General features: G+C 57.0%; 25 protein-coding genes and 1 pseudogene. 12 read left to right on the forward strand and 14 right to left on the reverse strand.

The annotated features are described in order from the left end of the window. Positions 1-125 precede the first annotated feature (125 nt). The 8 genes and pseudogenes from NGJ44_RS18145 to NGJ44_RS18185 form a co-directional block, all read right to left on the reverse strand. Positions 126-1,100, reverse strand: a pseudogene (locus tag NGJ44_RS18145) (IS91-like element ISCR2 family transposase); the annotation flags it as partial. Positions 1,101-1,331: 231 nt separating this feature from the next. Then, positions 1,332-3,440: an AAA family ATPase gene (locus NGJ44_RS18150; RefSeq protein ID WP_251864882.1), complete on the reverse strand. Its 2,109-nt coding sequence runs from the start codon at positions 3,438-3,440 to the stop codon at positions 1,332-1,334. Between the two features lie 155 nt (positions 3,441-3,595). Continuing rightward, a complete protein-coding gene (locus tag NGJ44_RS18155) occupies positions 3,596-4,294 on the reverse strand; it encodes a competence protein CoiA (RefSeq protein ID WP_032437086.1) in 699 nt (232 codons plus the stop codon). Next, positions 4,291-4,452 (reverse strand): transcriptional regulator, encoded by a 162-nt coding sequence (locus NGJ44_RS18160; RefSeq protein ID WP_251864884.1) that lies wholly within the window; start codon positions 4,450-4,452, stop codon positions 4,291-4,293. Before NGJ44_RS18160 ends, NGJ44_RS18155 begins: the two co-directional genes overlap by 4 nt. A gap of 90 nt (positions 4,453-4,542) precedes the next feature. Beyond that, entirely contained in the window at positions 4,543-5,367 is an 825-nt protein-coding gene (locus NGJ44_RS18165) for a hypothetical protein (protein WP_016943290.1), read from the reverse strand. A 185-nt stretch (positions 5,368-5,552) separates the two neighbouring features. Further along, positions 5,553-6,560: a PIN domain-containing protein gene (locus NGJ44_RS18170; RefSeq protein ID WP_251864886.1), complete on the reverse strand. Its 1,008-nt coding sequence runs from the start codon at positions 6,558-6,560 to the stop codon at positions 5,553-5,555. A 132-nt stretch (positions 6,561-6,692) separates the two neighbouring features. Next, positions 6,693-8,645, reverse strand: coding sequence for a TraI/MobA(P) family conjugative relaxase (gene traI / locus NGJ44_RS23140; protein WP_286012398.1), 1,953 nt, complete (start codon positions 8,643-8,645; stop codon positions 6,693-6,695). Beyond that, positions 8,642-9,172: a plasmid mobilization protein gene (locus tag NGJ44_RS18185; protein WP_502802144.1), complete on the reverse strand. Its 531-nt coding sequence runs from the start codon at positions 9,170-9,172 to the stop codon at positions 8,642-8,644. The genes traI and NGJ44_RS18185 overlap by 4 nt, the downstream gene beginning before the upstream one ends. A 324-nt stretch (positions 9,173-9,496) precedes the next feature. On the opposite strand from NGJ44_RS18185, the gene NGJ44_RS18190 reads away from it, so the two are divergent. The 7 genes from NGJ44_RS18190 to NGJ44_RS18220 all read left to right on the forward strand — a co-directional run bounded on the left by NGJ44_RS18190 (position 9,497) and on the right by NGJ44_RS18220 (position 14,214). Further along, positions 9,497-9,706 (forward strand): TraC family protein, encoded by a 210-nt coding sequence (locus NGJ44_RS18190; protein ID WP_000101768.1) that lies wholly within the window; start codon positions 9,497-9,499, stop codon positions 9,704-9,706. Positions 9,707-9,708: 2 nt separating this feature from the next. Continuing rightward, on the forward strand, positions 9,709-9,933 hold the full coding sequence (locus NGJ44_RS18195) for a hypothetical protein (protein WP_251864888.1): 225 nt from the start codon (positions 9,709-9,711) through the stop codon (positions 9,931-9,933). A gap of 268 nt (positions 9,934-10,201) precedes the next feature. Further along, a complete protein-coding gene (gene trbJ, locus NGJ44_RS18200) occupies positions 10,202-10,993 on the forward strand; it encodes a P-type conjugative transfer protein TrbJ (RefSeq protein ID WP_104605632.1) in 792 nt (263 codons plus the stop codon). A gap of 250 nt (positions 10,994-11,243) precedes the next feature. After that, entirely contained in the window at positions 11,244-12,824 is a 1,581-nt protein-coding gene (gene trbL / locus NGJ44_RS18205) for a P-type conjugative transfer protein TrbL (protein WP_286012404.1), read from the forward strand. Between the two features lie 2 nt (positions 12,825-12,826). Further along, positions 12,827-13,153: a hypothetical protein gene (locus NGJ44_RS18210; RefSeq protein ID WP_032422605.1), complete on the forward strand. Its 327-nt coding sequence runs from the start codon at positions 12,827-12,829 to the stop codon at positions 13,151-13,153. A 444-nt stretch (positions 13,154-13,597) separates the two neighbouring features. Beyond that, positions 13,598-13,894 (forward strand): type II toxin-antitoxin system RelE/ParE family toxin, encoded by a 297-nt coding sequence (locus NGJ44_RS18215; protein WP_048279626.1) that lies wholly within the window; start codon positions 13,598-13,600, stop codon positions 13,892-13,894. A 5-nt stretch (positions 13,895-13,899) separates the two neighbouring features. Further along, complete coding sequence (locus tag NGJ44_RS18220) at positions 13,900-14,214, forward strand: addiction module antidote protein (protein ID WP_048279629.1); 315 nt, start codon at positions 13,900-13,902, stop codon at positions 14,212-14,214. Between the two features lie 200 nt (positions 14,215-14,414). Here the strand turns inward: NGJ44_RS18220 and NGJ44_RS18225 are convergent, their stop codons facing one another. The 3 genes from NGJ44_RS18225 to NGJ44_RS18235 are packed head-to-tail and all read right to left on the reverse strand — an operon-like array spanning position 14,415 to position 16,272. Continuing rightward, a complete protein-coding gene (locus tag NGJ44_RS18225) occupies positions 14,415-15,113 on the reverse strand; it encodes an ABC transporter ATPase (protein WP_251864892.1) in 699 nt (232 codons plus the stop codon). A 40-nt stretch (positions 15,114-15,153) separates the two neighbouring features. After that, entirely contained in the window at positions 15,154-16,047 is an 894-nt protein-coding gene (locus tag NGJ44_RS18230; protein WP_251864893.1) for a helicase RepA family protein, read from the reverse strand. Positions 16,048-16,062: 15 nt separating this feature from the next. Continuing rightward, positions 16,063-16,272 carry a helix-turn-helix transcriptional regulator gene (locus NGJ44_RS18235; protein ID WP_128667424.1) on the reverse strand — a complete coding sequence of 70 codons (210 nt, stop codon included), beginning with the start codon at positions 16,270-16,272 and terminating at the stop codon, positions 16,063-16,065. Between the two features lie 81 nt (positions 16,273-16,353). On the opposite strand from NGJ44_RS18235, the gene NGJ44_RS18240 reads away from it, so the two are divergent. Continuing rightward, complete coding sequence (locus NGJ44_RS18240; protein ID WP_251864895.1) at positions 16,354-17,343, forward strand: helix-turn-helix domain-containing protein; 990 nt, start codon at positions 16,354-16,356, stop codon at positions 17,341-17,343. Between the two features lie 21 nt (positions 17,344-17,364). Here NGJ44_RS18240 and NGJ44_RS18245 read toward each other — a convergent pair whose 3' ends face one another. From NGJ44_RS18245 to guaB, 3 genes are all read right to left on the reverse strand, one after another. Beyond that, the gene (locus NGJ44_RS18245; protein WP_251864897.1) at positions 17,365-18,573 is read right to left on the reverse strand and encodes a tyrosine-type recombinase/integrase; all 1,209 of its coding nucleotides are present in this window, start codon (positions 18,571-18,573) and stop codon (positions 17,365-17,367) included. A 307-nt stretch (positions 18,574-18,880) separates the two neighbouring features. Then, positions 18,881-20,473: a glutamine-hydrolyzing GMP synthase gene (gene guaA, locus NGJ44_RS18250; protein WP_053244636.1), complete on the reverse strand. Its 1,593-nt coding sequence runs from the start codon at positions 20,471-20,473 to the stop codon at positions 18,881-18,883. 103 nt (positions 20,474-20,576) lie between these two features. Next, entirely contained in the window at positions 20,577-22,037 is a 1,461-nt protein-coding gene (gene guaB / locus NGJ44_RS18255; protein WP_053244637.1) for an IMP dehydrogenase, read from the reverse strand. A 226-nt stretch (positions 22,038-22,263) separates the two neighbouring features. Between guaB and NGJ44_RS18260 the strand changes: the two genes are divergently transcribed. The 4 genes from NGJ44_RS18260 to NGJ44_RS18275 all read left to right on the forward strand — a co-directional run bounded on the left by NGJ44_RS18260 (position 22,264) and on the right by NGJ44_RS18275 (position 24,273). After that, positions 22,264-22,458 (forward strand): CrpP-related protein, encoded by a 195-nt coding sequence (locus tag NGJ44_RS18260; protein WP_053244638.1) that lies wholly within the window; start codon positions 22,264-22,266, stop codon positions 22,456-22,458. A gap of 146 nt (positions 22,459-22,604) precedes the next feature. Further along, a complete protein-coding gene (locus tag NGJ44_RS18265; RefSeq protein ID WP_502802145.1) occupies positions 22,605-23,228 on the forward strand; it encodes a DUF2239 family protein in 624 nt (207 codons plus the stop codon). A 172-nt stretch (positions 23,229-23,400) separates the two neighbouring features. Further along, complete coding sequence (locus NGJ44_RS18270) at positions 23,401-23,844, forward strand: Hsp20/alpha crystallin family protein (protein WP_251864898.1); 444 nt, start codon at positions 23,401-23,403, stop codon at positions 23,842-23,844. 24 nt (positions 23,845-23,868) lie between these two features. Then, positions 23,869-24,273 (forward strand): Hsp20/alpha crystallin family protein, encoded by a 405-nt coding sequence (locus tag NGJ44_RS18275; RefSeq protein ID WP_251864900.1) that lies wholly within the window; start codon positions 23,869-23,871, stop codon positions 24,271-24,273. The last annotated feature ends 103 nt before the right edge of the window (positions 24,274-24,376 follow it).

Genomic DNA, 24,376 nt, shown 5'->3' on the forward strand with positions numbered 1-24,376 from the left:
GCCGGCTTCCACCCGTTTGATGGCTTCGATGATCTGGCTGTCCGTGAATCGTGACTTCTTCATGCTGTAGAACTCCTCAACGAGAAAATTCTACTTCTGACCTCAACGCTTTTGCGGGGGGATTACCGGCACAGCCGTTCGAGCTTCTTGCGTTCATCGGCCCTGGCCGCCACGCCGGCGTGCAGGCTGGACCCGGCTACCTTGCCAATCCCGTCACCGAACGGATCACCACTGGTCGGCAGAGTTTGCAAAGTGAACACCTTTCGCCCCGCCTGTGAACCGACAGCGATACGGTAAGTGATCGAGTGCCCCAGCAGGGGTGTCATCGGGTCGTCATCCACCGCATCCGAGGCCAGATAGCTGTTTTCGACATCCCGTTCCAGCAGGCCTTGCCGTTCCAGATAGCGACCCACCCGGTGGGCGATGGTGTGCGTCAGCTGGGTGAGCTCTGGGCTGGTCGGCGCCTTGACCCAGCGGAAACGCGCTGAGCCGTGGGATTGCTCGACATACACACCGTCGAGAAACAGCATGTGGAAGTGAACATTCAGATTGAGCGCCGATCCAAAACGCTGGATCAGGGTGACCGCGCCCGTCTTGGCCACTTGGTGGGTATGGCCCGCTTTCTTGACCAGGTGCGTGGCAATGACGCGGTAAACGATGCCCAGCACCCACCCCATGATCTCGGGCCGGCTGGCAAACAGGAAACGCAGCTGAAACGGGAAGCTCAACACCCACTGACGCATGGGTTGTTCAGGCAGTACTTCATCAACCAGCAAGGCGGCACTTTCGGCCATCCGCCGCGCCCCACAGCTCGGGCAGAAACCGCGACGCTTACAGCTGAAAGCGACCAGGTGCTCGGCGTGGCAAGACTCGCAGCGAACCCGTAGAAAGCCATGCTCCAGCCGCCCGCATTGGAGAAATTCTTCAAATTCCCGTTGCACATAGCCCGGCAATTCCTTTCCCTGCTCTGCCATAAGCGCAGCGAATGCCGGGTAATACTCGTCAACGATCTGATAGAGAAGGGTTTGCTCGGGTCGGTGGCTCTGGTAACGACCAGTATCCCGATCCCGGCTGGCCGTCCTGGCCGCCACATGAGGCATGTTCCGCGTCCTTGCAATACTGTGTTTACATACAGTCTATCGCTTAGCGGAAAGTTCTTTTACCCTCAGCCGAAATGCCTGCCGTTGCTAGACATTGCCAGCCAGTGCCCGTCACTCCCACTCAATGGTGTTTTGACTAAAAAAAACCATTAAATTCATATAGTTGCATGAGAATTTAAATCAAATACCATGATTAATACCACGTCACCACACATAGATTTGGTGACAGGTTTAAGACGCCAGAATGGCCCTATCACATTCCAAAACGACATACTCCGGCACATTATCGAACTTGTGGGGATTTAGCTGCATCACATATTCGTTCTCGATGTGGAATGACTCGTTCACAAATTTCTGAAGAATGCTATCCTGCTCCCCATTGGCGGAACCATGCACTTCCTTAAAGATGCGGAAAAGCTGGATTTTGTCGTACCCAACGGTAGCTTCTGTGAAGCGACGCTTCATCTCTGCTTTATCTTTAATCGCAGCAAGCACCGCCGAGTAATCAAAAGCCGGGATGAATTTCTTGATGCCAGCTTCGGCGTTCGCAATCTGTTCAGCATTCATAGCGATATCGCCCACGGCAGATTTTAGAATTGGCACGTCCCTAGCGTGTAAAAGATTGGCCAAATAATTATATTCCGCACCTAGATCATTGATGATCTCAAAATGCCTCCTCAAATATATGCACTTTATAACTTCATCATCAAGTTCGTGAATATTATCACTACATATCTGCGCGAATGTTTGAATATTTTCCTCTCTAATCTCCACCTCGGACACTACACCCGCTTTCGACGCCAGAAAATATGCCGTTGGCTTAGGATGTTGGAATAATCGCTTAACGCCACGTATAACATCTATTGCAGGTTCAATATCATGTGTCAGCATAAGGACGGTCGTATCACGAAGACTTGCCTTGCCTCTAAACAACTCGTTCAGAATGGCGAATTTCTTCGTCTTATCAAAGCTTGAGACAGGATCGTCCAAGACCGCCAACCCAGGTTTTTCCCTCAGAACCTGATACATGAATAGAATAAGAGCGAAGGCGTTCCTTTCTCCATAGCTTAGGTGCTGGGCCGCTGTCTCAATATGTTCGTCATGGTCTTGGTGTACCAGCTTCATCTTGTAAGACTCGGCTTCAGACTTGATAACTACGCTGTATTTGTAGCCAGCCGACTTCAGAAAGCCATTAATGCCATCTTGATTTTCCGCGACGGTCCTCTCAATTAGCTTTTTATGCTTGTTGATCTTACCTTTAAGTTCTCCCACCTTCTCCGCCAACTCTTGGAGCTTAGCATTTACGGGATCAACCACAGATTTAGTATCTGCCGAATTAAGCCTCCCAAGAAGGCCGAGATCAATTCTCAGCTTGCTGATTTCGTCTTCAATTTTCTCAACATCTCGAAGTGCAAAAAACGAGATAGATCGTAACCCTTCGAGTTTTGCAATGAGCGTTTCAACGTCGCCTCTAAGGGCGCTTAGGAAATTAGTTTCTTCTAACGAAAGCTCAACCTTTGATTTTGTGATTTTCTCCAAGCTCTCACGGCAGGCATCATCAAAATATTTTCCCAATCTTGCAATGATTGCCTGTAACGCACTCAAATGCTCAACGGACTTTGAATCGTATTCTTTGGCAACTGCTTGCGCCACGTCCTTCTTATCAGTACCTTGAAAACTAGAAGAACAATAAGGGCAGTTATCCGACAATTCCAAGAAGGAATTACCTTTAGTCTGCCAAGCTATCCACGTCGCCGGTTGATCACTTTTTATAAATTCTTCAAATGGCTTGAGATGTTCTGGAATATTTGCAATTTTATTTCCGGAACCAAATGCTTTATATCCCTTGCTTGACTTGGAAAGCGCCCCCGTTTTTGTAACTCCAAATGCATCACGAAGTTCTTTCAGGTCTGATATAGCATTGCCCAAGTTCTCATTTCCGTCGAAGGCCGCCTTAATTCCTTGGAATAGCGCTTCTATCTCCTGCATAGCAGCAAGAAAATCATCTGTCTTGATGAATATTTCAAAACTATTCTTGAGGACTTCATCCCGCTGGAATGCAAATTGCGACACATAGGTGTCGTCAAAAACCAAAACCGACCTTATATCTTCAACCCCAACCACAGACGGATCAAACTGCCCTGCAAACGCACGATGTTTAAAGGGCTTCAATTTTTGAAGCGTTCCATCATCGCTCACGGATGCTAGGATTGCTTTCGCTATTGAGCTTTTCCCCAATCCATTAGGACCGTACTTTATATTAAGCGTGCCCTTATTGATCCGAATCTCAGCACTTTCGATGCTGTTGCAGTTTTTTATCTGAATCGTAAATGCAGACATCCCTTCCCCCCTTACAGTTTATAAAGATACATTTATAAATTGCAGAATTTATGCACTATTAAAATATATAAAACGCATTCTATTAGAAAACTTGAGAAGTACTCTTATCTCAGTTTTTAAGGCGCCGTATGGCGTGCGCTCAATCCCCCTTTCAGTTAATTAAGGTTCCAAGAGCCGCCGCGATATTGGTATGCACCATCAAGGATGCCAGCCAACCACACAGGCACAGTCGCGGTCTTAAACCCGCCGAACTGAACCGGTTGCTCGCCCTCGGTGTCCAGCATCGCCACCGGCAACTCGGGCAGCATGCCAGTACCGATTCCACTAGCCGGAAACACGTTGCCGAAATCACGCTTCAACAATAGGCGTGACGTGGCCTTTCCTAAGGTCATGAATGTCTCTTTGCGAACCAGCCAGTAGCACTCAACGCCCGATGCAGCGTACCGCTCCTGCCGACGCGTGAAGTCGCGTAGATGCTGGTAGGAACGTTGCAGCTCGATGACGATGGTGCGACCGGAAGCCGAGAAGAGAACATCAGCCTCCCACTTGTCGCCGCTTGGTGATCGGCCCGGCACCTCGTCACGGTTTTCGATACCCATGCCGGTCAAGGCGGCCATCACTGCGGCCTTACCCGACTTATGCCATTTAGTCTCGGGCGCAGTGCCGCACTCCTCCGACAGATGAGCGAAGAAAGGTAAACCATTGATGCTTGTCTTGAGTACTGCCGGTGCCTTGCAGCACGGCATGACGAAGTCACCTAACTGCGCCGTCTGTTTCAACGCCTCCCACTCGGCGCCGGGAATGGAAGCCGCATCTACCGGCCGACCGTCGCGTGTCCAAGCTGCTTGCGTCATAGTTGTCTCACCGGAGAGCCCGAACGTTTGCAGTCGCTCCCGAACGCCTCGTCCATCTGCCGCAACAGAATTGCCAGCTCGTCCGGGTTGCCGTCACGACGGACTTCGGCAAGCAACTCCGCTGCATAGGTCGGATCGGCTCGGAAGTACTCGGCCATGGCCTCTCTATGTGGTCTGTCTTTCATTTGATGCCATTCTCCTAGCCAAGGTCATGATATCTGCACCATCCTTACCCCGATAATAGACGTCTATTCGTCCTCCATCACCTTTTCGTAGGTACAGCCCCGTCTGATAGAGGCCTCTTGGATTGTGAACTTCGGGCCTAATTCTATCTGTAGCGCATGCATACGCAGACCAAAGAAATCGAAATGTTGAAGGTCTGTCTTTAATTCATCAATAAATGTAGATTTATAGGCGTTTGCATCAAACCCTTGAAACGGCACTCCAGCCGTATCCAATGCAGCAAAAACTCTCGAAACCGCAGAATTAAATATCGGCAACAAGTCCAAATACACCTGCTTGGTAGGATAGCGATCTTTTTTTGCTTTGGCCCACACTCTCTCGAAGGCAAGGCCATTTTCCAGAGTGATAAATCTAGATAAAGCATTGCCCTTACCCATTGGATTTATGTGCACCGATTCACGACGTGGGTCGAGGCGACTGTATATATCTTCCAACTTGATCAAGTGCATCATCGGCGGGGGATTGCCACCCGTCGTTCGATGCCTAGCCATTAAATACTCCGCTCCAAGCAGACGCTCTGGCTCCCCGTCCAACCAAATAGTCTGAAGAAGACTATGGAACAAAGGATGGTCACGATGATGAAGAGCATTACGAATAGCAATTAGGAGACTGGTATCCGGATGAGCATGAAAGTCAAACACCCCTTGCGATACATCATATAACGTATGAAAACTCTCAAGATTTTGCTCAAATGCGCGGTCGAGGTTGTGGATAGCCTCTTCACGGTCGATTGCTGCCAGCCCTCGATATCTGATGAAGGCTTCACCATAGAGCCGCATGGCGTTGGCAAAACGCCCAATAGCATTGGTAATAATTGTTACATTGCCCATTTGCGTCCTCAGCACGGCAGTATTTATAGACTAATTATTATGAATGCTCGATTGGATTGCACAATCCAATCGAGCATCTGACAAATGAAATCGCTGGATATACGGATATCGACATAAAATATCGGGATACTCACGCTCTCAATTGGATTTGCATTGGGATAGATAAGAAGCGATATCATCCTTACTTACGTGTCGAGCATGTCCCAGTCATCCCCCAAGACCCATCGCAGGGCAGAGAGCTTCCCATTGAGCATCCCCCATTCAAAGTCGCTCCAAGGCCCAGTATCTTCATATTTATCCCTGACCCGTTGAGCTGCAATTTCTGCTTGGCCGAGGATATCTTCGTGAATCACATCATTGCCATAGCGTTTTGTGCCAGCGGGGACGATCTCTATGTCACCATTATCTAGGTGATACATCATGTTCATATGGCGGTTGTACCAAACTTTATCGAACAACTCGTCCATCGCAGACATGATTTCCTGAAGCCCACGAGTTTCGTCCTCCCAAGCAAAGCTATTCTCATAGTGAAATTCTTCAAGATCGAGCAAATCCTCGATGGCAGAGCTTGTGGCGTTAAAGAATAAAGAGCTGCTGCCGTCAAAAATATCTGCGAAATCGTCGTGTGGCTGCCTGTGGTCTTTGCCGGAAAAATCCGTGACATTATGAGTGACAAATCTAAAGGTTTCGTACTCACTTGCGTGTGACACCCGAAACTCTTGGAAAGTCTCTGCTAACACTGCGTCAGCAACACTATTCTTCTGCTTATGAAACGGTGCCTTCTTAGCGATAGCCCGCTCTGCTGCTCTGATTTTTGCGGCATCAGAGATTATAACTTCGTGGGCCATGTCAAAAAGTTTGGTAACACGATTTACTGTGTTCCGATTTACTTCGGAAAGAATAGGCAGCCTGTGATTAACATCATCCAAGGTTTTGAGCGCAGTCTCTTTACCTTCACCGCCAAACGACTCAACCACCCCTTTAATTACTCGAAATTCACTGGCGAGCCGTTTGCGCGTAGCCTCAATCACCCTATCTTTATTTCGTTCGTACTCGGCACGTATCAGATCGGGCAGTAGTATTTTGATACTCCCATCCTGCACCAGATGTTCTATGGCAGTAAGCATCGGCAATTCAGCTTTTTGAGACGAAATATCAAGCCAAACACATGTATCGAGCATTATTAGATGCATTGAAGCTCCTACTAATTATTCTTTCCAAGATTCAATCCATACACTTTATGGGATAATGCCTCGTCAGCATAGAACAGTGCCAATAACGCAGGACAACCTACTTTCTGACGAGTCATTGAACGATGTTTTCAACTATATCAGTCCATTAGAGCGGTCCTTCGGTTGCTTCTGCCTACGCTGTGGGGCCACGCCCGGCATCTCGCTCGCCTCCCCCTTTTTGGTGTCCTTCGGAGCGTATACCTCGGTCTGAAAGGCCTTCTCCATTTCCTTATGCTCGACCGTCTCGCGGCGCATCTGCTCCATCGCCGGATCGGTGAACGTGACCTTGAGGCCGTGCATACCGGCGAGCTGGGCGACTTCAAGCCGGAACTCGTCTGTGCCTTCCACGATGAGGGCTTGGCCCTCGAACCGCTTGGACGCGAGTTCGAGCGCAACCAGCGCCGCGCCGGTCGTGGCTTTCTGCGCCTGAACGTGGGTCTTCCGGTCGATCACCATGCCGCCGTCGATGGTGCTGTACGCCATCGTTCCGTCTTTCCGGGCCTTGGGCTTGAGCTTGTCGAGAACGACAGCCTTGGCCTTGTCGGCCCGGTCGGCGGTCAGTAGCTCCCCGTTCCAGCGACGTGTCCGTTCCTCGCGGTCGCGCAGCACGGCCAGCGCCTCGGCGTTGCCGCGCTCGGCCTGCTGCGTCAGCCAGTCGGCCCAAGTGGGCATCGTCGTCTGTTTGAACAGCGCCTGACGGCGAGCATCTGCGCTCTGCCGGTTTTTCTGGCGCGAGGCGTCGGCCTGCTGTTTGATAGTGCCGTACATCAGGCGTTTGGTCGGCCCCTTGCCCGCGACCTTCAAAAGCATTCTCTCTGTCTGGCTCCACTGCCTCACCTGCGCATTGAAAGCCGCACTCTCGCGCTTGATCTGGTCGAGACCCTGACGGCGGGCCAGAATGGCCGCCTGTCGGTCGCGCTGGTACTGGTTGAACAGGCCCGCTGTCGTCGGGTTGTCCGGCCGCCGGGGTCGTGGCTCGTACCGCTTGCGGTTCGCCTTCGCCTCGGCCTGCCGTTCGGAAGGCTGGAACAGGCCAAGACGATCAGTTAGAGCCTTCATGGAAAGGTCGCGGCCGACGTTGCTGGCCTTCGCCCAAATGCCTAAATCCGGCTCTCCGATAACAAGGCCAGCGCCGCGCTGGCGAACCTCTAGGCCGTGCTCGGCCGCTGCGTCGTGCAGCTCCTGCCAGCTCGTCGCCTGTCGCATCGCCGGGGCCAGCTCGCGAGCCGCGTACCCGGTCAGCGTCTCGATGCCGGACTGCGCCTCCACGCTGGCCACCTTCGCGCCGATGCGGACTGGCTGCGCTTTATCTGTTGACTGCTTCTGTAGACGGGTATCGGACAGCTTGCGCAACCCGTTCAGGGTTTTGGCTTCGGGAGGCTCCGATATGCCGAGATCGCAAGCGTTTCTAAGGTGTTTACGGAATAGGCTATCGCGCTGCTCTGGGGCTTTCGCTGGCAACAGCTCAATGTCGCGGTTCTGATGCCGCTGCTTCGCCTCCAGACCATGAAACGTTCTTTGCAAGCCGTGCTCTACCTCAAGACGCTCACAGGCCTCCATCAGGCGGAACTGATCGTAATAGGGTTCGATGTTCTGTAACCCGGTCGGGTGAACCTTGTTGATGGCTACATGCACATGCAGGTTATCGGTGTCGATGTGAACCGCTGATACACGCTGGTGCTCATCGAGGCCGATGGCAGCGCATAGTTCGTCTTCGATGGCGTGCAGCGTCTCAAGGTCTGGCTGCTCGCCGGGCGGGAAGGAATAGACAAAGTGGTAGGTCTTTTCCGCCTTCGACCTGGTGTTAGCCGCTTGCGTGGCTTGGATTAAGATTGCGGCATCTGCCGGATCATCCGTGCCGCAGTTGGTAACGCGGTAGCTGGCGACCTTCTCGCCCTCAGTCGTGCCATTGGCGGAATCCAGAATGTAATCGGCTGTGCGCTCCCAGCTCGTCGGGTCAATGCCGCCCTTGGCCGCCACCATATACTTGATTAACCGGGCTGGGCTTGAGGCCTTGCGTTCACGGTTGATGCGATGGGCGATCATTTGGAAATCCTCCCCATGAGCGCCCGCATGTCCTCTTGGATTGCGCGGAAATCCATCATCATCGTTTCCACGTCAATCGGTCGAGCGCCCTGTACGCGTTTCTCAGCGAGCCACAATTTCAGCAATCCGGCCACTCGGCCTAGGTCGCCATTCACTTTTGCCAACTGGCGGACAGCTTCCAAATCGGCACGTGAACCTATAGGCAGATTCAGCCCAACAGCGCGAAGGAAAGCGGCATTCGACAATCCCGCCTGATCGGCCCTTTCGGCTAGCTCTTTTTTCTCATCACTGCTGACCCAAACTTCAATTCGCTCCCGCCGTGGACGTGTCCCACGCGAATGCGGCTTGATAGCCTCAATCGCATTTTCACCGGCCATAAGCCTTTCCTCTTTGGTGTAAATGTCGCGGAGCGACTGACAGCCTCGCAGAACAAGATGCCGTCGAACCGCAGGTGAGTAAGGGGCGGTGTTGGACTGGTCCGGGCTTGCCCGTACCGGTACAACACACATCTTGCCGTACTGCTTCATGCGATTCTATGCGACTGGAGCAGAATCGCCAGTAAAATATGGCGTAATCGCGTACATTCGCGCTAATTCGCATACATTCGCGTAGCATCGCATTAATCAATTCTTCTAATCGCATAGATTCGCGTACATTCGCATAGAAACGCGTTTCCGACTGAGTACATGAGCATCAAGGATGGACTGACACCAAAAGGAGGAGCTTTGAGAGGCCATCAGGTAGGCCAGCCAAATCTAAGCCTTGTAAATTGCCCGACTCGGGTGAGAACATAGCCTCCGTTTACGCGCTTTTTTTTAGAAACTCGATCATCAAGAAACAACGGAGTAATCATGGCACGAAAAACCCTTGCAGAGCGCCGTTCTGATGCCCTTTCGGAGCTTGAAATGGCAAAAGCCAGATTGGCAAAACTCGACAATGAGGCAGCAGAAAGAATCGGAAGAATTGCAATAAAGTCAGGATTAGTTAATCTTGAACTGACGGACGATCAAGTCCGGGAAGAATTCGACAGAATCGTGGAAAGGATCAGCAAGGGGAATTGATCATGAAGACAGCTCACCGCATCAGCGCATTGGCCAATCAACTCAACGAACTGCAAGCCTGCCTCGGTCGAGCCAGTGGGCGGCCTAGCAAGAGCGTTATGGAAGCCCAGCGCATTGCGGCCGAGCTAGCTTCTTTACTCGAAGAGTGGCACCTTGAGACGTTGCACATCCCTGAAACAGAGCGTGACCTCTATCGCGTAAAGAATCCCTATTACGCGGCCCACTGACGCCACGCACCGGCTTATCAAAAGCTCACTTCGGTGGGCTTTTTTTGTCCGCAAAACGTATCAAAACGGACAGCCAAGCCCGTTCCGCTCGTCATGAAAAACGCGATCAAAATCATAGTGTTGAGAAACAATCTCGTGAAGATTGACGGACAGTTTACGGACATACATCATTGAATTCTATGCGGATACAAGATTATCCGCATATTTAAAACCGCTCCATATCGGTCAATAATTAAACCTCGGACGATGACAAAATGAGGTATTCGGTATGGAAATGGAATCGCAAAAAACGTCGGCTTATGCCGCCCGAAAATTCGGTCGAGGCACGGCGCTCGCTCTAGCAATGGCAAGCGCAGGCCTTGGTGTGAGTCTCTACATGGCACCGGCTCCGGCCTATGCCATCTACTGCTCGAACTGCTCGACGTTCTATCAGCAGATGTACGAGTACGCCGAAGCGGTGAATACGCAACTGAACACCGCGCAGCAGTTGCAGACGCAGATCCAGCAGTACGACAACATGATTAAGCAGGGCATGTCGCTGCCCAGCCGCATGTTCAACACCATCACTGGCGACCTCCAGCGCGTGGCCAGCGTCTACAACTCGGCGCAGTCGCTCGGCCGCAACATCAGCAATCTGGACGAACAGTTTCGCCAGCAGTTCAAGGGCTATGACAGCTATCTGAACTCGATTGGCCAAGGGCAAAACAACATGCCGCAGCGCTATCGGGACTGGGCACAATCCGGCTTCGATAACGCCCGCACGGCCATGCAGGCCGCTGGCGTAAATACCAGCACATTCGAGGATGAGAACGCGATGCTGGATCAGTTGGTGAGCCGTTCGCAGTCGGCCGTTGGCCGTCAGCAGGCCATTCAAGCCGGGAACGAGATTGCGGCGCAGAACGTGCAGCAGCTCCAGAAGCTGCGCGATCTGGTAGCCACACAAATCACCCTGCAAGGCAACTACATGGCGCAGCAAAACGAACGACAGTCCGTTAGCGATGCCTCCGAACAGCAATTCCGCAGCCGTGAAAATACACGCGGCCCGTCTGAGGGGTTCTAACCATGATGATTTCTAAGGCGCTGATTGCCGCCCTCTGTCTCGTCTCGGCCCTTGGTGGGTCGGCACTGACGGCCGTGGTCGTCACGAACGCCGCCGCGCCGGAATGCGCAGCGGTCGGCAATGGCCATCAGGATGACCAATTCCGCAGCCGCCCAAACACTCGCGGCCCATCTGAGGGGTTCTGACTATGCGACGTTCAACCGTTTTCGCACTTGTCGGCGCGGTGCTCTTGCTATCTGCAACTAGTGCGATGGCTGCCGGGGTCGATTTGGCGCAGAGCAACACGTCTATGAACAGCCTTCTGCGGCTGATTCAGAACGCTTCAAACCAATGGGCACCGCGCCTGCATGACTACGCCTTGTGGCTCTTGGGATGCCTTGCCGTCATCCAGTTAGTTTGGACTTTTGCTCCTTTGGTCATGCGCGGAGCTGAACTGGGCGACATCCTCCATGAGCTGGTGAAATTCATCCTCGTGATAGGGTTCTTCTATGCGATGCTCGAGCACGCGACCGAGTGGGGCGGGGCCATCGTCAACAGCTTCCGGCAGGCCGGGGCGCACGCGGCAGGGTTGGGTAGTGCGGAGCTGATGCCGGGGGATATGTTCTCAACTGCTGTGGACTTTTCACGGCAGGTGCTGACGGCCGGTGTTTCGATGTTCAGCCCAATCACATCGGTTGTAGTGGCCGTATCTGCATTGATCGTCCTGATATGTTTCACGTTTATAGCGGCTCTGGTGTTCGTGACGCTCGTAGAGGCCTACGTCATCATCAATGCCGCCGTCCTGTTCATGGGTTTCGGTGGCTCTCAATGGACACGCGAATATGCACTGGCTCCCATTCGCTATGCCGTTGCGGTAGGTGCCAAGCTGTTTGTCCTGACTCTGATTGTGGGTCTGATCATGCAGGTTTCCGCAGAATGGTCGGCAGCCTACACCAACGACGAAGCGTCGTTGATGACCTTGGTCGGCCTGTCTTTGGTGTGCGCTTACCTGACCAAAACCATCCCTGAACTGATCGGCGGCATGATTAGCGGCACGTCGATGGGCGGCGGCTCTGCAATTGGGGGCATGGCCGCAGCCGGTGCAGCCGGTGCGGCGGCCGCAATCGCTACTGTTGCAACAGCTGGGGCAGCAGCCCCGGCTGCTGGAGCACTAGGGGCCGCGGGAACTGGCGGAGGCGCTGCCAGTGCCGCGGGTGGTGGACTGGCCTCCGCATTGAACGCCAGCATGGCAGGCGGCAGTACCGCAGGGGGCATTGGTGGTGCGACGGGCGTCGGCAGCGCTGGAATTGGCGCAAGCACAGGAGGGGGCAGCGGTGCGACCGCAAAGGCCGCAGGTTCTCGCGTCGGGGGTGGTGCCGCGTCAGGATCGGAAAATCCAGTGTCGGCGGCCGCTTCGCCTGCTAGCCAAGAATCAGGCAGCAGCTTGAAGCAAGCCGCCAAACAGGCCGGAAAAGCTGCGAAGGGTGGTGACGACGATATGGATCAGCAAGCCGTCGCGCAGCAACGGCAGATGACACCAAAAGAAGGGACTGGCGGCAACGGCAAGGCTGTTGCGCAGGGCGCCGAGGTGGCCACACGGGCGCTTGGCGTGCTGGGCGCTATCAGCGTACCCGGCATGGAAAGCTCCCACGGGCTTTCGCTTGGGGGCACCGGTTCTCCCCCTCCAGTCCCCGGCGGTGACAGTCCAACGCCTGATGACGGCGCGGAGCCGACTGCACAAGCGGAATCCAACATTATTCGTCCGGCATCGGACACCACTAGCACCGGAGACGTCGGCGCGCTCAATGTGCCCGGCATGGCTTCTAGCGTTAACTCTCAATCGGAGACGTAATCATGATGAACGATATATTTTTTGGCCTGATGATGCTCGGCGGCTTTTTTGTTCTCGGTATTGGTATGTGGGCGCTTGGTCAATGGCTGCGACGCAAAGGCTTCGGCCCGCAGCTCGATGCACTGGATAAGCAGTACACGGCACTACAGCATCGTGTGAACCGATTGGCTCTGCCTGCCGCTGCGCATTTCTACGGCGGCATGGGTATGCTTAATCGCATGCCACTTTTCGGCAACAAGAATCAGGTGGTACTGGTAGAGCGTGTGAGAATGGCCATCCTTCAGATGGAAGAGGAAGAACGGCAGCGAGGCAGGGTCATCAATCGCTGACGAGCACAGCCAGTTCCATCACCCACAACCCCGCCTGAGCGCGGGGTTTTGTTTTCCTGCCGCAGCAGCTCCGTCTATTACACACCGCGAAAACGGCCTGCATCTCGCTCTACTGAATTTTTCGTGCCGGGCGCTACAACCATAGGGGGTGGTGAAAAAAACACGCCCGTGGGCCATACATGGCCATTTTGCGACGCATTTACAGCTCATTAGCCAGTCTTGGCGCTGCCTCGCCCTTTTTTTGGTGCCTGATCGTTCTTTGCCCTTCCTGGGTCTGACTAAGTGCAAATGGCGCGGTGGGTAATCCACGGGCTACTCCCGGCTGTGCCGGACAAAAGCGTCGGGCGCGTAAAATCTGGCACCAAAGGAAGGCTCCCTGCGGCAGCCGACTTAGTGTTAGCAACTACAGTTGACACTCGCCCAATTAGCAACTATAGTTGACACATGATCGAGCTAATAAAAACCGACCTATTCGACCGCTGGCTTGTCGGCCTTCGTGATCGTCAGGCCCGTGCGAGGATCGAGGCGCGCATTCGGCGCTTGAGCCTTGGCAACCCCGGCGACGTGAAGCCGGTAGGCGAAGGCTTGTCGGAAATGAGGATCGACCACGGCCCCGGCTATCGCGTCTATTTCATGCGGCGCGGCCCCTTGGTGGTGCTGCTGCTTTGTGGAGGCGACAAGAGCAGTCAGGAGCGGGACATTGCCCTAGCCAAGACCATTGCAGCGCAGTGGAAGGAGTGACCAAGATGGAAGTCAAATTCAGCCGCTACGATACGGCGGACTATCTCAAGACCGAGGACGATATTGCGGCCTATCTCGATGCCGTGATGGAGGACGGCGATCCCGCACTGATCGCGGCGGCGCTCGGAGACGTGGCCCGTGCCCGCAACCTTAGCCAGCTTGCCCGCGACGTGGGAATGAGCCGCCAAGGGCTGGACAAGGCCCTTTCAGGCGATGGCAATCCGAGCCTCGCAACCGTTGTGAAAGTCGCTCAGGCGCTTGGCCTGCGGCTCACTTTCAAACCAACCCACGGCGGCCCCGCACCGGCCGCAGGAGCCTAGACCCTCGCCCTTCCCTTTTTGGTGCCCTACGGCCGTAGGCCGACTGGCAAGGCCGGACCGCGCCTCAAGCGCGGGCTGTGCCGCGCAGGATCTGAATATCCTGAATATCCTGCTAACTCCGGGCGGGTGTGCGACGTTTCGGGCGGGTGTGCGACGCTACCGGGCGGCTGTGCGACGCTATCGGGCGGGTGTGCGACGCTTTAGGCGTCGCCAGTACCTTTTTTCCTCACCCGGTCGCCATCTAGAATCAGGCCGAGCGCCTTCAATTCGTCGGCATCTTCTCTCAGCCTGAATCGAGCATCTCGCATTGCTTTGCTCGGCACGATCCCAGCAACGGCCACGATAACAGTATCAAGATACCAACCGCCTGTCGGCTCTATTTTGTGGCTCAAGACGTGTCTTGCGACTGCTTGGCTGATGCCATGCTGTAGGCGGGCAATGGGGGCTGGGTCGTAGTACAGACTCAAGTCATGCTCAAGCAGCATCACCAGCGCTACGCCAAGGCGCACTCTCCACAGATTCCGCTCTCCCCCAGTTAGGGGATCAGGCCGTGTCATGGGCGATGGGATAACGTGATCAATCAATCCCCCGATTATTGGGAAATCGAATTGTGGCGTCTCAATTGTGATCGTCGCCGCTCGCAGCTCGGCCAACAGCTTTTCAATCTGTGTAAAGCTGTAGCGGCTGTCGGAAAGCGTCTTTCTCACCCGAGCGGGGTCTACCAGCAGCTCTACGCCGCCGTCAGAGACAGGACGCCGACGTTCTGCGCAGTACAGGACCGCTTCCACAATATCGGCGTGCCTCTGGCCTAGCCTGCCTGCCACGCGGCAGCGGCCAAATGATGTGTCTGTCCAATCACCCTCGCGCAATCGCGGGCGCTGGCTAGGCTGATAGAGCATTACCCGCGCCTGTGCGCTAGTACTGGTGGGGGTCACAGCATTACCACCGCTCATCGTCACTCCCACTTACGACGTGCAGAGTGCGTTCCTTCGTCACCGCCGCCAACTCCACCGGCAGCAACACGCCGCCGTCATGACGCTGATACCAACGATCAGCGTCAATCTCGGCGTAGTTCTGTTTACTAACGCCGAAACGAACAAAGAACTTCCGGCGGTTTTCCCCGATAGGCTGTCGGTCATAGACGCGGTCAGTATGGTTCTGCGCTTCTTTGTCAGTCATCTTCGCGACGAAACCGCACCATCGGGGATTATCGACAAGAGCCGAGGCCCCACGTACTGCCTGCTGCTGGTCGGCCTGCCCGTCGCGGGCGCTGCCTTTGCTGACATGATGCAGATAAAGCACTGACGCATTAGTAATGGTCGCAATTTCCTCAAGCTTAGCGACAAGCTGAGCCATCTCGCCGTTGCTGTTCTCATCAAGGGTATGAATACGGCTCAACGTGTCCAGAACGATTAGTCGAGCGCCTTCGCATTGCTCGATTACCTTGGCCCGCTTACTTTCGTTCATCACGTCCATTAGTTTTCCCATGATCGGTATGACCATGAGGTTTTCTATGACGGCTTCGCGAGCTTCGTGCCCAAGATGTTTGCCAATAGAATGAATTCGCCCAATCAGCGCTGGCTTGGGGTCTTCTCCGGCGTAATAGACGACGCGGCCAGCTTTCGCAGGTGCAAGCCCTACCAAGTCACCACCGGCCGCTCTGCTTTCAACGGTTGCAGCACAGGCGACCGACATTGCCGCTTCTAGCGCCCAGAAGCTCTTACCCGTGGCTCCGGGAGCCACCAACGCGCCTACTGTCCCAGCAAGGAAGCCCGGCCAAATAAAGTCTAGTGCGGGCGGTTCGTTCTCGAACGCTGCCCGTAAGTCAATCAAGTCAATCGCCACAATTCAGGCCCCCGGTCGATGAGCTTTGCCACCTCGGCGCGATTCAATCCACGCCTCGACCTCGGCCAAATCCCAAGCGACCTTGTAGTTGGTAAGCGCCATGCGGCGAGGGAATTGGCCTTCTTTTTCAAGTCTGTCGATCGCCCGCTCTGCCAGCGGAATCATTGCCAGCAATGCTTTCTTGTCGATGAGCGTTATGTTTTTTTGGTGCATACCTTGGCCTCTTCAGTCACGTAAACATGTGCCTGAATATGCGTGGATACGCGGTTTGCTTCGAGGGAATGATTGGTTATAATGGTTGACATGAAAAAAAGATCAACCATTACCGTCTGGGAAGGATGTGATCCAACCATTGCAGACGCCATCAAGCAATTTGAGAGTCGTTGGGAGTCCTACTCCGAGTCAGCCAAGCGTTACCCCATCGTGCGGCTAATTGAAGAACTCATTGATCCCGCCGTAGCCGCTTATTCGGCAATGCTTCCCTCGCGCTATCTTGGGCACATACCTGGAGCCGGAACAGGCGTCCGCTTTAGCGAGATCATGCAATTGGTGGGGACCGATGCGATGGTTCGGTTACAGCGCCAGTTGATACGAGCGTTTGTTCTGACGGAGGATAAACAGACCGAAAGAGACCAACAATTTATCGCAACGCTCGAAACGATGATGGAGTTGGTATGGGCAAGTAAGCGCAAACAACCGAAAAAAAGAGACGTGCGCGGGCTGAATAGTCAACGCGTACAAGGCTTCTGCCGATTTTGCGGCGAGCTTGCGGAGCTGGCTTCATTCGCGGGTGGGAACGGGCAGCGCGGTCCAGATGAACAACTGCGACTGAGCAACCTGTACTGTGCTGCCCATCGACCCAAATTGCCGGATGGCGCGTGGAACCCCGCATACAGTCAAGCGAAACGATCCGTGGCGCAGTTCGATCTCGAACTAAGCAGGCTTAGCCTTCAATCCGCGAATCTCCGAACGCCTTTGGCAACTTCCGGCGACCCACTCATAGACAGCTACGTCTATCACTATGTCCGCAAATACGGCCTTCAACCAGCTGACGAACCAGAATTGCGCCATCACGCAAGGCGGATGGCGGACATGAAATTCACAGATCAGAAAAAGAGAATCGTGATGCTTCAGCGGTATGGCGTGAGACAGTCCGAGATTTCTAGGATGCTGCGGATCAGTCGCCAAGCCGTATCCAAGGCTCTTACCTCGACCCCCGCGCTGTTCCGCGAACTTCCGACATTAAGCGGCTTTCCATCCTATTTCTTGCGTCAACTAGAATGACCAATTATCATCTTGCCAAAATCACTCTGTTGTCCTGCGCTTCCTGAGCGTCCATTCGTCAATCATGTCCGCCCAATCCTGTAGCATTGCCCGGCGCTGATCGCGGTACTCGGCCTTGTTGTAGACGGCTCGAACGCCCTTCTGTTCGTGCGCAAGGCACTTCTCGATCCAGTCAGTGTTATAGCCTGCCTCATGCAGCAGCGTGCTGGCTGTACGCCGCAAGTCGTGCGGTCCGAACTTGCCAAGCGACTGCCCTTCCTTCTGAGCCAGACGATAGGTCAGCGTGAGCACCTGATTGAGCGTGGCGCTGCTCATCGGCAAGTCAGAGTCATAGCGCGATGGCAGCACGTACTCCGAGCCGCCCGCGAAGGTTTTCAGAGCTATGAAAATGTCCAGCGCCTGCCTCGACAGAAACACCAGATGGGGATTGCGACGCTTCATCCGCTCCTTGGGGATTGTCCAGAGCGCTTCGGTGAAATTGATCTCGCTCCACGTCGCGTTAGTTAGTTCGCTTTTGCGTACCATCGTCAGCAACAGCAGCTTGGCGGCTGCCCGAATGGAAGGGGTGGTGCCAATGCGCTCCATGTACTGGTACATCAAGCCGATTTCATCGGGCGTCAGTGCTCGATCTCGCGGCTCGAACTTGGCGATAGTCGAGGGGCGCACCAGATCGGCCGGGTTCTCGACCTTCTGGCCGCGTTCGATGGCCCAGCGATAGACCTGCAAGACGATCTCTCGCGAATGCACCGCCGTTGCCGGTGCGCCTCGCTCTACAATGGCGTCTGTCAGCGCTCGCAAGTCTTCGTGGGTAATCTCTACCAGTTTTTGGTTGCCAAATTTCGGCTTTAGCTCGCGCTCGTAGACTGAGCGGCGCATGTCTCGGGTATTGGGGGCCATCTGATAGCCGCGCAACCACTTCTCGGCCCACGCGCCGAATGTCTCTGCATCCTTGACGCGGGCTTTGTCCCGCGCCTTCTCCTTGGCTGGAGATTTCCCTGCGGCGATCATCTTCTTGGCTTCGCCCAGCCGTTCGCGAGCTTCCGCCAGCGTGATCCCTCCGACGCCGTAACGGCCGAAGGTGATGGTCTCCTGCCTGCCGTGGATCGAGTAGTTGTAGCGGAATGAAATCGAACCCGCAGGGGTGATGGCCACGTATAGGCCGTCACGGTCATTCACTTTGTAGAGCTTGTCCTTTGGCTTGAGGTTGCGCAGCTTGGTATCAGTCAGCATGGTCGGGTTGGGTCTCCACTCAAAAATACCATGCTCAAAAAGCCTCGCATCTTCCCTATATATTACATATAAATCAATGCGTTACGCGTTTTCAATACCATGAACAGCTCGTCAGGAGCACCATGGTATCGAGTGCCGAACATGGCATCAGGTTCAAATCGTACCATCTACCATGCCATAGAAATGCGGTGCTTGGCTACGCGAGAATGCGCGAGGATATGCGACGCCAAAAACAAAAAAGCCCGCAATTACGCGGGCTTGAGAGCGATTTAATGCGAGGATACGCGACGATGCGCGAGACCCATGATCATTCCCACTCAATCGTCGCAGGCGGCTTGCTCGACACGTCATACACCACGCGATTAATCCCCCGCACTTCGTTGATGATCCGCGAGGAGATACGCGCGAGCAGCGGGTGCGGCAGCGGGGCCCAGTCGGCGGTCATGAAGTCGAAGGTTTGCACGGCGCGCAGGGCGACGACGTATTCGTAAGTCCGCCCATCACCCATCACGCCGACCGACTTCACCGGCAGGAAGACAGCGAAGGCCTGGGAGGTGAGTTCGTACCAGGTCAGGCCGCTGGCTTCGTCCTTGGTGTTGCGCAGTTCTTCGATGAAGATGGCGTCGGCGCGGCGCAGGAGCTCGGCGTATTCGTGCTTGACTTCGCCCAGGATGCGCACGCCCAGGCCGGGGCCGGGGAACGGGTGGCGGTAGACCATCTGCGGCGGCAGGCCGAGGGCGACGCCGAGTTCGCGGACTTCGTCCTTGAAGAGTTCGCGCAGGGGTTCGAGCAGCTGCAGGTTGAGGGTGTCGGGCAGGCCGCCGACGTTGTGGTGCGACTTGATGGAGGTGGCTTTGCCGGTCTTGGCGCCGGCGGATTCGATGACGTCGGGGTAGATGGTGCCCTGAGCCAGCCATTTGGCGCTCTTGAGCTTGCCGGCTTCGGCCTGGAAGACTTCGACGAATTCGCGGCCGATGATCTTGCGCTTGGCTTCAGGGTCGGAAACGCCGGCGAGCTTGCCCATGAACTGATCGGTGGCGTCGACGTGGATGATCTTCACGCCCATGTTTTCGGCGAAGGTCTGCATGACCTGCTTGCCTTCGTCCAGGCGCAGCAGGCCATGGTCGACGAAGACGCAGGTGAGCTGGTCGCCGATGGCCTTGTGGATGAGCGCGGCGGCGACGGACGAGTCGACGCCGCCCGACAGGCCCAGGATGACCTCGTCGCTGCCGACCTGCTCGCGGATGCGGGCCACGGCTTCGGAGACGTAGTCGGGCATGTTCCAGTCGCCCTTGCAGCCGCAGATCTCGTTGACGAAGCGGGCCAGCAGGGCCTTGCCTTGCACGGTGTGGGTGACTTCGGGGTGGAACTGCACGCCGTAGAACTTGCGCTCTTCGTCGGCCATGCCGGCAATGGGGCAGGACGGCGTGGAGGCCATGAGCTTGAAGCCCGGCGGCAGCGCGGTGACTTTGTCGCCGTGGCTCATCCAGACCTTGAGCATGCCGTGGCCTTCGTCGGTGCGGAAGTCTTCGATGCCTTCGAGCAGCTTGGTGTGGCCGTGGGCGCGGACTTCGGCGTAGCCGAATTCGCGATGGTCGGAGAAGCTGACGGTGCCGCCCAGTTGCTGGGCCATGGATTGCATGCCGTAGCAGATGCCCAGCACCGGCACGCCCAGCTCGAACACGGCGTGAGGCACGCGCAGCGAGCCCTCTTCGTAGGCCGAGGCGTGGCTGCCCGAGAGGATGATGCCCTTCAAGCCCTGCGCCATCTGCTCGCGCACGAAGGCGTCGTCGACGTCGCCCGGGTGGATTTCGGAGTAGACGCCGGCTTCGCGGACGCGGCGTGCGATCAGCTGGGTGACTTGCGAACCGTAGTCGAGAATGAGGATGCGCTGGTGCATGGAGAATCTACCGGTGATCAATAAAACCGCACCGGCAGAACCGCTGGTTCGTTCTGCGGTTCTGCCGGTGCGCGATGCCTGACATTGTAGTTGACTGTGCGGATCAGTCGGCGCGGTAGTTGGGCGCTTCCTTGGTGATCTGCACGTCGTGCACGTGGGACTCGCGTACGCCCGCGGAGGTGATTTCCACGAACTCGGTCTTGGTGCGCATGTCGTCGATGGTGGCGCAGCCGCAATAGCCCATGGAGGCGCGGATGCCGCCCACCAGCTGGTAGATGATGGCGAGCACGCTGCCCTTGTACGGGACGCGGCCTTCGATGCCTTCGGGCACCAGCTTGTCGGCGTTGTTGGCGGGATCCTGGAAGTAGCGGTCGGCCGAGCCGTCGGTCATGGCGCCCAGGCTGCCCATGCCGCGGTACGACTTGTACGAGCGGCCCTGGAACAGCACCACTTCGCCCGGCGCCTCTTCGGTGCCGGCGAACATGCCGCCCATCATGCAGGCGAACGCGCCGGCGGCCAGCGCCTTGGCCACGTCGCCGGAGTAACGGATGCCGCCGTCGGCGATGAGGGGCACGCCGGTGCCTTCGAGGGCCTTGGCCACTTCGGAGATGGCGGTGATCTGCGGCACGCCCACGCCCGCGACCACGCGCGTGGTGCAGATGGAGCCGGGGCCGATGCCGACCTTGACGCCGTCGGCGCCGTATTCGACCAGGGCGCGCGCGGCGGCCGCGGTGGCGATGTTGCCGCCGATGACCTCGACCTTGGGATAGTTCTGCTTGACCCAGCGCACGCCTTCCAGCACGCCCTTGGAGTGGCCGTGCGCGGTATCCACGATGAGCACGTCGACGCCGGCGGCGACCAGCTTCTCGACGCGTTCTTCGGTGCCGGCGCCCACGCCGACGGCCGCGCCCACCCGCAGCTGGCCTTGCGCGTCCTTGCAGGCCACGGGGTGCTCGGTGTTCTTGACGATGTCCTTCACGGTGGCCAGGCCGCGGAGCTCGAACGCGTCGTTCACGATGAGCACGCGCTCCAGGCGGTGCTTGTGCATGAGGGCCTGGGCTTCGTCCAGCGTGGCGCCTTCGCGCATGGTGACCAGGCGTTCCTGCGGCGTCATGACGTTGCGCAGCGGCTGGTCGAGGTTTTCTTCGAAGCGCAGGTCGCGGTTGGTGACGATGCCGACCACTTTGCGGCCCTCGACGACCGGCAGGCCGGAGATGCCATGCTGGCGCTGCAGCGCGATGGCGTCGCGCACCTTCATTTGCGGAGTGACCGTGACCGGATCGATCACGATGCCGAACTCGTGGCGCTTGACGCGGGCGACTTCACGGGCCTGCGCGTCGGCGGAGAGGTTCTTGTGGATGATCCCGATGCCGCCCTCTTGCGCCATGGCGATGGCCAGGCGGGATTCGGTGACGGTGTCCATGGCGGCGGACACGAGGGGGATGTTGAGATTGATGTTGCGAGTGAGGCGCGTGGCCAGGGAGGTGTCGCGCGGCAACACCTCGGAATACGCAGGCACCAACAACACATCGTCGAAGGTGAGCGCTTTTTGAACGAGACGCATGGGTAACTCCGGGCGCAAAGCAAGATTATACGCCGACCGAGGGTTTTGCCTAGGTATAACCCTAGGTTTTTTGCGGGAGAAAACCGGCCCGGCCCCGCGGAGGACAGCGCCAGACGCGGGCGTGGCGGGGGTCCGTCCGCCCTACCCCGGCCGGTGCCGCCGCACTATTGTTTTCCGCGTGGCCTGGCCGCGATACTGGGGCTTGCTTGCCCTGGAGGTGCGCCTGATGCACAAGCAGATTCAAGAACTCGGAGCCGAGGCCGCGCGGCACGGGCTGCGCCTGTGGGACTGCCCTTATTACCGCGCCGCCGCCATGCCCGGCCACACCGGCGAATCAATCGCGCGCTGGCTGCGGCGTGTACAAGCCTGGGAAACGGGCTGGAAGCGCGAAATCGAAAAACGTCGCCCGCATCCGTGGTAGGGTTGCGCGCCGCCTCGCCTTTCCCGGCCCGCGCGGCGCGCGCCCTGGCATGCGCGGCTGGCGCACCGGCTATTGACGTTTAATTTTACCCGGGTCATAATCTCTAAAAATCACCCGGATCAAATTATCGTGCTGGTGCAGTCATCATGATGAATTCGCTTTTTCCCGCCACCCATACCGCTTTCGTCGGACACCGCCTGCTGGCGGCGGGTCCGCTACCCGACGTGGCGCTGGCCGTCAAGGCAGCCGCCCCCAGGAGCGCCGACGCCATACTCGTGTTCGAGGACGCGACCGGACGGCAGATCGATCTCGACCTGAGCGGCACCGATGCCGACGTGGTGCGCCGGCATCCCGCTGTGGAGCCGGAAGAGCGTCCGCCGCTCGATCTGGCGCCGGCCCCCGCCGCCGCCCGCGCCCGGGGCCGCCCCAAGCTCGGCGTCGTGGCCCGGGAGGTGACGCTGCTTCCCCGGCATTGGGAATGGCTGGCGGCCCAGCCGGGCGGCGCTTCGGTGGCGCTGCGCAAACTGGTGGAGAAGGCGCGCCGAGAAAACGAATCCGCCGACCGCCGCCGCCGCCGGCAGGAGGCCGCGTACCGGTACATGTCCAGCATGGCCGGCAATCTGCCTGGCTTCGAGGAGGCGGTGCGCGCACTGTATGCGGACGACCCGCAAGCCTTTGCCGAACATGTCCAGTCCTGGCCCGAAGACGTGCGGGCCTACGCCACGCGGCTCGCATGGCGCGATGCACAAGTACGCGAAGACCTGGCCTGAAACCGCCGCAACGCAGGCAAGCAAAGGGCGCGCGCAGCGTCCGCCTTGCGCTGCGGGTCTTGAAAGCGGCGCAATCGCAACCACATCTGTGATGTAGCGGACGGCAAGCCAGGACGGCAACGCCGCGCGGCTCTCCCGAGCCCTGCTACACCGATTTCATGGGAGACGATTGATGGCCACTTTTCCTTTCTTCGATAGCGGCATCGCTTCGGCCTTCGATGCGATGCAGGAGCAGATGGAACGTCTGCTGCGCGGCGCGGGTCCCCGTTCCACCCTGCGCGGTTCGGCGCGGGCCGGTTTTCCGCCCATCAACGTGGGCGTGTGCCCGGGCTCGGTGGAGGTCGTTGCGTTCATGCCGGGCGTGGAGCCCGAGGCATTGAAGGTTTCCATCGACAAGGGCGTGCTTACCATCAGCGGCGAGCGCAAGGCCGAAGAGGCCCCTGCCGGCGCCACGTTCTATGCGCGCGAACGCGCCTCCGGCTCTTTTACGCGCGTGGTGGAGCTGCCGCAGGATGCCGACCCCGACCAGGTCGGCGCACGGTATGTCGATGGCTGCCTGAGGGTGTCGATCAAGCGCAAGGAAGCGTCGCAGCCGCGCGTGATCGCCGTCCAGTAACCGCAACGCACAGGGAGCATGATCATGAATGAACAAACGGAAGTCGCCGTCAACGCCCCCGCTGGCGAAACGACGCAAAGCAACCAGAACACCAAGCGGTCCGTCACGCTGCCGCCGGTCGACATATTCGAAGACGCCAATGGCATCACGCTGCTGGCCGACCTGCCCGGCGTATCGAAAGACCGCCTGAACATCAGCATCGACGCCGACGAGCTGCTGATCGAGGGCGAAGCTTCGGTGGAAGTGCCGGCGGACATCCGGCTGGTGCATGGCGAGCTGCGCGCGCCGCTGTTCCGGCGCGCCTTCACGCTGAGCCAGGAGCTGGACAGGGACAAGATCAGCGCGAATCTCAAGCACGGCGTATTGCGCCTGCACATCCCGCGCCTGCAGAAAGCGCAGCCGCGCCAGATCCCTGTCAATGTGGCGTAAATGCTCGCGGACGCGAGCCCGGGCGCCCGGCAGCGCCGCGCGTCCGGGCCCCGCTTCCTCGAAAGGGTAAGACGTTCTTAACGATCCCTTGCAATCCTGTTAC

The sequence above is a fragment of the Achromobacter sp. Marseille-Q4962 genome (assembly GCF_943737005.1).
GTDB lineage: Bacteria > Pseudomonadota > Gammaproteobacteria > Burkholderiales > Burkholderiaceae_B > Achromobacter.